This window comes from Kaistella sp. (assembly GCF_049588135.1).
Lineage (GTDB): Bacteria > Bacteroidota > Bacteroidia > Flavobacteriales > Weeksellaceae > Kaistella.
The window spans coordinates 1-7852 of sequence record NZ_JBAVFG010000019.1 but is presented as its reverse complement, the minus strand read 5'-3'; the positions used below and the strand labels follow the sequence as shown (position 1 = coordinate 7852).

Genomic DNA, 7852 nt, shown 5'->3' with positions numbered 1-7852 from the left:
CTAAAAAAAGCTTGTGCAAAAATTATTGGAAAGGTATTATTTTTTAATTGTGATTTTTAATATGAATCCAAGTTTTTTTTATTCGTTGATAATTAATAATTTTGACCCCTGATATTGTACGCAGAGATGTTCTCTGATGAGGTTAAATTATTGATATTGAAGTTTTTAGATGAAGGTTTTTAAATTTGGAGGTGCATCGGTAAAAGATGCGCAAAGTGTAAAAAATGTAGCACAAGTTTTAGAGACGCAGGGTTTTTCGAGTTGTATCCTCGTGGTTTCGGCAATGGGAAAGACCACGAATGCTTTAGAGAAAGTTGTTGAAAACTATTTTGCCAAAACGGATTATCAAGCTGAAATTGAAAAGGTAAAGCAAAATCATTTGCTGATTTCTCAAGATTTGTTCCCAGATAACCATCCTGTTTTTGCAGAAATATCTGTCTTTTTTGGTGATATAGAATCTTTTTTAAGAAGAAATAAATCTCCGAATTATAATTTCGTGTACGATCAAGTGGTAAGTTGTGGCGAGTTGATATCGTCTAAAATTTTGAGTGAATATTTGAATGATATTCAATTTGAAAATAGCTGGTGTGATGCCAGAGATTTTATTAAAACCGATAGCAATTATCGCGAGGGAAATGTTAACTGGGAAGAAACCGAGAAGAAAATGGCTTCGCTGGATCTACGCAATTGTTATGTAACACAAGGTTTCATTGGTTCTGATGATAATAATTTCACGGTCACTTTAGGACGAGAAGGTTCCGATTATTCGGCTGCAATTTTTGCCTATTGCCTCAATGCAGAAGCAATGACGATCTGGAAAGATGTCCCTGGAGTGATGACTGGCGATCCCAGAAAGTTTGAAAATGTTTCTTTGCTCGATCATATTTCTTATGAAGATGCGATAGAAATGGCGTATTACGGTGCGTCGGTGATTCACCCGAAAACGCTGCAGCCGCTTAAACAAAAGAATATTCCTTTTTATGTGAAATCCTTTTTGGAACCAAAAAACTCGGGGACCAAAGTTGGAGCAAGCGAAGAAAGAAGTCAGAAGGAATCCTTTATTTTAAAAGAAAATCAGCATTTGATGAGGGTTGCAACCCGCGATTTTTCTTTTATTGCAGAGGAGCATTTGAGTCAAATATTTTCCCTTTTGGCTAAATCTAAAATCAAAATTTCTTTGATGCAGAATTCTGCAATTTCTTTAGATCTTTGTTTAGAAGATATGTATGGTACAGTTGAGGAATTTAATCAGGAGCTTCAAGAGCAGTTTGACACAGAGGTTATAAAAGATGTTTCACTTTATACCATAAGAAATGCTAATTTAGAGCAGTTGAATAAATTCTATAGCGATAAAAATATTTTAATAGAACAAATTTCGCAAAAAACAATACAAGTTGTAACTAATTAATTTCCAATGAGTTTAATTTCTAAAAGTGATTTAATTAAGGCGTCGGGTTTAAGCAAATTGGGATTTCTAAAAAATCCTGTAGCTTCTGTAGCCATGCGGTTGACGAAAATTGATGAAGTCAATAAATTATATGACGTTCTGAAAGATAAGATTGGAAAAGATTTTTTTGATTCTTTTGTTCGGGAACGTGATTTAAAATATATTGTTTTCGAGGAAGATCTAGAGAGGATTCCAAAAACGGGTCCTTTTATTTTGGTATCCAATCACCCATTGGGTGCGATTGATGGAATTTTGATGACCAAGATTCTAACGGAGATTCGTCCTGATTTCAAAATCATGGGAAATTTTTTATTAGAAAAAATTGAGCCGATGAAGCCTTATGTGATTTCGGTAAATCCTTTTGAAAATAGGAAAGAGCTTAGAAGCAGCTCCTCCGGAATGCGCGAGTCTTTAAAACATTTAGAGAATGGTGGCTGTATCGGTATTTTCCCGGCTGGCGAAGTTTCTAACCGAAATAACGAATTTGGCGAAGTTCTGGATAAAAGATGGGAAAAACCTGCTTTAAAGTTAATTAAGATGGCAAAAGTTCCGGTGGTTCCTATGTATATCCATGCCAAGAACAGTCGTTTTTTTTATCAAATGGCAAAGCTTCATCCGGATTTACAAACACTTTTATTGCCTGCCGAAATGATGCATAAAAGAGAAAAGCCAATCCGCATACGGCTCGGGAAACCAGTCTCTATAAAAGTACTACTCGATCATGATTCCATAGAGGAAATGGGCGATTTCCTACAAAAGAAAATTCAGCTTTTAAAGTCTTATTACGATAAAAGAAAATCGATTACGGATCGTTTAAATATTCCCAATCTGAAGCTTAATTTTTCTTTGAAAAAAGAAGCAAATGTTGTTCAGAATATTATTGATGAAACTCCAGAAAAGGATATCATTAATGAAATCGAAATGCTCAGTAAAGACGATAAAATGCTTTTCCGAAATGGGAATTATGAAGTCTTTTTTGCGCCTTACAGTGATATTCCATCCATCATGCGTGAGATTGGAAGACAGCGTGAACTTACTTTTCGAAAAATAGGAGAGGGAAGCAACATGCCGTTTGATCTTGATGAATACGATGAGCATTATCACCATTTATTCCTTTGGGACAGCCAAGCAAAGAAATTAGCTGGCGCATATCGCATGGCGTTGGGGAGTGAAGTCATGAAAAAACACGGGATCGATGGTTTTTATACGAGTTCCCTTTTTGAATTTGACCCCGAGCTTCGTCCCTTTTTTCGAAAAGTTATCGAGATGGGAAGAGCCTATATTTCAGAGGAATATCAGCAGAAACCTTTGCCACTTTTTCTTTTGTGGAGAGGAATCGTACATGTTTGTTTAAGAAATCCGGAGCATAAATTCTTGATGGGTGGAGTAAGTATTTCCGATAAATTTTCGGAATTTTCAAAATCGCTCATGATAGAGTTTATGCGTTCACATTATTACGATTCTGCGGTCGCACAATACATTCATCCCAAACATGAGTTTAAAGTTAAATTAAAAGATCGTGATAAGCATCTGTTTTTCGATGAGGTAGAATCTGATTTAAATAAGCTCGATAAGATTATCGATGATTTGGAGCCAGAGATGCGTTTGCCGGTTTTAATTAAAAAATATATTAAACAGAATGCGAAAGTAATTTCTTTCAATGTAGATCCGAGTTTTAATGATGCGATTGATGGGTTGATGTATATCCGAATTAGCGAATTACCAGAGAGTACCATTAAGCCAGTTTTAGAAGAAATGAGCGAGCAAATACAGCAAGAGGAAAATAATGCCTCTGATAATCAGTGATATTGTTAAAATTGTTAAAATTTGTTTGCAAATGATTTGCATGATAAGGATAAAGTTGTTACTTTTGCACCACTCAATTAACGAAAGGTCTCTTAGCTCAGTTGGTAGAGCAATGGATTGAAAATCCATGTGTCCCTGGTTCGATTCCTGGAGAGACCACTTTAATTACAATCACTTACAGCAATGTAGGTGATTTTTTTTTGATATTGCTCACCGATTTTTCATATTTTGGGATCAGTTTCAAAACTTTGTACAAATATTTGGAAATTAAAATGGTATCTTTTGCGGTATAAAAAAAGACAAATACCACAGCTTACTTCTATCAAAAAAAAACAAAATCCGTACTTTTCTCACCCATGAACGAAAACCAAATCATCATTATTGGAGCAGGTCCGGCGGGATTAATGGCTGCGCAAATTTTAGCAGAAAAAGGCTTCAACGTTCATGTTTATGAGCAAAATAAAGCCGCTGCAAGAAAGTTTTTGGTCGCAGGAAATGGTGGTTTCAATTTGACACACAGTGAGGAAATTGAAAATTTCATCGAAAAATACGAAGTCAAAGAAATCCAAGAAATTGTAAGAAATTTCGATAATCAAAAAGTGATTGATTGGCTTTCAAATCTGGGAATTTCAACGTATGTTGGAAGTTCTGGTAAAATATTTCCGACAAAAAATTTCAAACCGATTCAGGTTTTAAAAGCATGGTTAGATCATTTGGAAAAAATTGGGGTAGAAATTCATTATGAAAATACTTTTGCCGATTTTGATGAAAATTTCGTCTATTTCAAAAATAAAAAGGAAGAAATTAAACTCAAATATTCAAAATTAATTTTAGCAATGGGCGGTGGTTCCTGGAAAAAAACCGGTTCTAATGCAAAATGGGTAGAAATTCTACAATCGAAAAACATTGAAATAATTCCGTTGGAATCTGCAAATTCCGGATATAATACGCCTGAAAAATTTCATTTGTTACAAGGACAATATCTCAAAAACATCAAAGTTTCTTTTGGTAATCATCACAAAATTGGCGAAATCGTTTTCACCAAATACGGCATTGAAGGAAGTCCTATTTATTTTCTAAACCGTTTTACCAGAAAATTCAATTTTCCTTTAATCATCGATGTTGACCTTAAACCAAACGTGTCAGAAATTGAAATTTTGGAACAATTAAAAAGTTCCGAAAAAATAAGTTCAGTTTTAAAAAAGAAATTAAAATTATCAGCAACTGCATTCAATCTTTTAAAAACTTTAGACAAAGAAACATTCACCAGTATTGAACTTCTTGCGAAATTGATCAAAAAATTTCCGATCGAAATTTTAAGTTTTCGTCCGATTGATGAAGTGATTTCTACTTCGGGAGGCGTTGCGTTTTCTGCATTCAATTCAAATCTCGAATTGAAAAATTTCCCGAATGTTTATTGCGCTGGTGAAATGATTGATTGGGAAGCTCCAACTGGAGGTTATCTTTTGCAAGCGTGTTTCAGTACAGGATTTTTCGTTGGAAATCAAGTCTCAAAATCGTTAGATTCCAAAATCTAAATTTTGCTTTAAATGAAAAGCCATAGAGGAGCGATCGATACGGCTTTCAGTAGATATTTCAAAAATCCGAAAAAGATAGCATTCCTCTGGAACACACCATTTTGGTATGACTTTTTTCTACACAGATATCGCTCCTATGAAGCAATAATACAGTTGAATATCCTCGAATTTGATTTTAATAAAATTCAAAACTTAAATTTCCTTACCTTTAAACCTTAAAATTGAAAGAAAAATGGTCGGAATAATAATGGGAAGTCAAAGCGATTTGGCAATTATGGAACAAGCAGCAGATTTTTTGAAATCATTAGAAATTCCTTATGAATTGACGGTGATTTCGGCGCACAGAACGCCGGAAAGAATGTTCGATTATGCAAAATCCGCGAAAAATCGTGGTTTAAAAGTGATTGTCGCAGGAGCAGGAGGAGCGGCGCATTTGCCAGGAATGGTTGCGAGTTGCACGACTTTGCCCGTGATTGGTGTCCCGATTTTGTCTTCAAATTCAATTGATGGTTGGGATTCTGTTTTATCAATTTTGCAAATGCCTTCTGGGATCCCTGTTGCAACGGTTGCTTTGAATGGCGCAATGAATGCTGGAATTTTAGCTGCAAAAATTCTCGGAACTTCTGATGAAGAAATCGCAAAAAAATTAGAAATCTATCAGAATTCTTTAAAAGAAAAAGTTTTAGGAACGGTGGACGAAATAAAAAAAAATCATCCAAATAATTTTGATGACAATTAAATCACATCAACTAAGCTCTAATCATTCAATTTATCATGTCTTTCTGACACGATAAATTACTCCCGTAACTCGAGTAAAGCAGTTATACAATCATATTTCACAGTGCAAAGAGTGTTATTATAAAGTAATTAACTGCATGCTAATACTATCTGCATTATTAAAACAACTCTTAAATTACAGATAGCACATCCCTAAACAGTCATAAAAAAGGCTGTTTTCACTATTCGTGAAACAGCCTTAATTAGTTACTGATATTTTAAAATATATTTTTAAAAACTGAAATTTAGAACCTGTAACCAAGCGAAAGACCAGATCTCAATCCAGCCCACGGTCCATCGACAAGAATTTCTGCACCATGAGCATTCACTTTGGTTTCATATTTAACAAAAGGAATATCTAGACCATTTAATTGCTTCTTCAATTCACTTTGCATTTCTGGACTCAAGGTTTCTTTAGTTGTACCAGTAACGGTTCCAGTTCCTTTTCCGTAATGTCCTCCAATAAACCAAGCATCGATAACCCAATTCTTCTTGGCACCTAAAAACCATTGTGAACCCAGCATTAAACCACCGCTCGCTCCTTTAACCTTACCAGCAAAATCCACTGGAATATCTTTTCCTATTCCAGCATAGCTCACATGAAGATTATAATAAATCTCTCTTAAATCAAAAGAAGAATATCTAAAATAAGGTGCTAGATAAAACCCTTTTCCATATCCTTTTCCCAAATAAATCCTAGGCTCAATTGTAAAATTGCTTCCTTTTATTTGAGCGCTTGAGGTATTTAGATTAGCATCACTCAATTGTGACGCAAACGGAATGCTCCCATTTGCAATAACCCCAAAACCTGCAGATACTGAAATTTTCTTAGTAATAACTCTTTCATAAGTTAAATTAAAATTTCTCAAGGCATAGCCTGTTATATTACTTTTAATAATATTAGACTTTACCGAATCCTGAGCGAACAGTAAAGTTGTGAAAACCATTGCTGGCAATAAAATAATTTTTCTCATAGTTTATAAATTTTAATAGTTTTTATAGTTTTATTTTAATTAGCAGATGCAATTTAATAAATATTTTTTACATATAGCATATTTTTTTTTAGACAAATATTAATCTTAATTTTCATTAAATTTGCCTCAATAAATAGTCCCATGGAAGAAGATAAAAAAAACCTCAATTTTATTGAACAAATTATAGAAGAAGATTTAACAAATGGTTTATCGAAAGATAAATTGCGTTTTCGGTTTCCGCCAGAGCCAAATGGTTACCTGCACATTGGTCATACCAAAGCAATCTGCATCAATTTCGGTTTAGGTGAAAAATATGGCGCACCCGTAAATCTTCGTTTTGATGATACGAATCCTGAGAAAGAAGAACAAGAATTCGTAGATTCCATTAAAGCAGATATTGATTGGCTGGGTTTTAAATATGATCAAGAATTATATACCTCTGATTATTTCGACCAATTATATAATTGGGCAGTAGAAATGATTAAAGATGGCAAAGCGTATATTGATGAACAATCATCAGAAGAAATTTCAACTCAACGAAAAAATCCTTTTGAGGACGGAGTAGAATCGCCATTCAGAAATCGCCTGACCTCAGAGAGTTTGGAACTTTTTGAAAAAATGAAAAACGGTGAATTCGAGGAAGGAACTATGTCTCTGCGTGCAAAGATAGATATGACTTCACCTAATATGAACATGCGTGACCCTGTTATGTATAGAATTTTAAAAAAACCTCACCATAGAACTGGAGACAAATGGAAGATTTACCCGATGTACGACTGGGCACATGGTGAATCAGATTACATCGAAAAAATATCACATTCTTTATGTTCACTGGAATTCGAAAACCATCGTCCGCTTTACGACTGGTATTTGGATCAGGTATATGAAAAAAATACGTTAAGAAATAAGCAGCGGGAATTCGCAAGAATGAATGTTTCTTACATGATTACTTCTAAAAGAAAATTACAACGATTAGTTGCAGAAAATGCAGTTACTGGTTGGGATGACCCAAGAATGCCTACCATTTCAGGAATGCGAAGATTGGGTTTCACCCCAACTTCTATCAAAAATTTTATTGAAAGAGTTGGTGTTGCGAAAAGAGAAAATTTAATTGATATTCAGCTGCTCGAATTTTTCGTACGCGAAGATTTAAATAAAGTGGCAACAAGGGTAATGACGGTAGTTGATCCCGTAAAACTGGTGATTACAAATTATCCTGAAAATGAAGAAGAATGGTTAGAAACCGAAAATAATCCAGAAGAAGAAAACGCGGGAACACGAGAAATTCCTTTTTCAAGAGAAATGTATAT

Annotated in this window: 6 protein-coding genes and 1 tRNA gene; 6 read left to right on the top strand and 1 reads right to left on the bottom strand. The window is 34.4% G+C overall.

Annotated features, from left to right (window positions below; genetic code table 11):
- Positions 1 to 169 precede the first annotated feature (169 nt).
- The 5 genes from WBY99_RS01295 (at position 170) to purE (ending at position 5530) form a co-directional block, all read left to right on the top strand.
- The gene (locus tag WBY99_RS01295) at positions 170 to 1408 is read left to right on the top strand and encodes an aspartate kinase (RefSeq protein WP_423974541.1); all 1239 of its coding nucleotides are present in this window, start codon (positions 170 to 172) and stop codon (positions 1406 to 1408) included.
- A 6-nt stretch (positions 1409 to 1414) separates the two neighbouring features.
- Positions 1415 to 3253 (top strand): lysophospholipid acyltransferase family protein, encoded by a 1839-nt coding sequence (locus WBY99_RS01290; protein ID WP_423974540.1) that lies wholly within the window; start codon positions 1415 to 1417, stop codon positions 3251 to 3253.
- Positions 3254 to 3339: 86 nt separating this feature from the next.
- Positions 3340 to 3412: transfer RNA gene (locus WBY99_RS01285), tRNA-Phe, on the top strand.
- A 197-nt stretch (positions 3413 to 3609) separates the two neighbouring features.
- Positions 3610 to 4791, top strand: a complete 1182-nt coding sequence (locus WBY99_RS01280; RefSeq protein ID WP_423974539.1) for an NAD(P)/FAD-dependent oxidoreductase — start codon at positions 3610 to 3612, stop codon at positions 4789 to 4791.
- Between the two features lie 232 nt (positions 4792 to 5023).
- Positions 5024 to 5530 carry a 5-(carboxyamino)imidazole ribonucleotide mutase gene (gene purE, locus WBY99_RS01275; protein WP_423974538.1) on the top strand — a complete coding sequence of 169 codons (507 nt, stop codon included), beginning with the start codon at positions 5024 to 5026 and terminating at the stop codon, positions 5528 to 5530.
- A gap of 283 nt (positions 5531 to 5813) precedes the next feature.
- Here the strand turns inward: purE and WBY99_RS01270 are convergent, their stop codons facing one another.
- Positions 5814 to 6542 carry a DUF3575 domain-containing protein gene (locus WBY99_RS01270; RefSeq protein WP_423974537.1) on the bottom strand — a complete coding sequence of 243 codons (729 nt, stop codon included), beginning with the start codon at positions 6540 to 6542 and terminating at the stop codon, positions 5814 to 5816.
- Positions 6543 to 6683: 141 nt separating this feature from the next.
- Here WBY99_RS01270 and glnS point away from each other — a divergent pair.
- A partial coding sequence (gene glnS / locus WBY99_RS01265; RefSeq protein ID WP_423974536.1) for a glutamine--tRNA ligase occupies positions 6684 to 7852 on the top strand: 1169 nt, incomplete at its 3' end.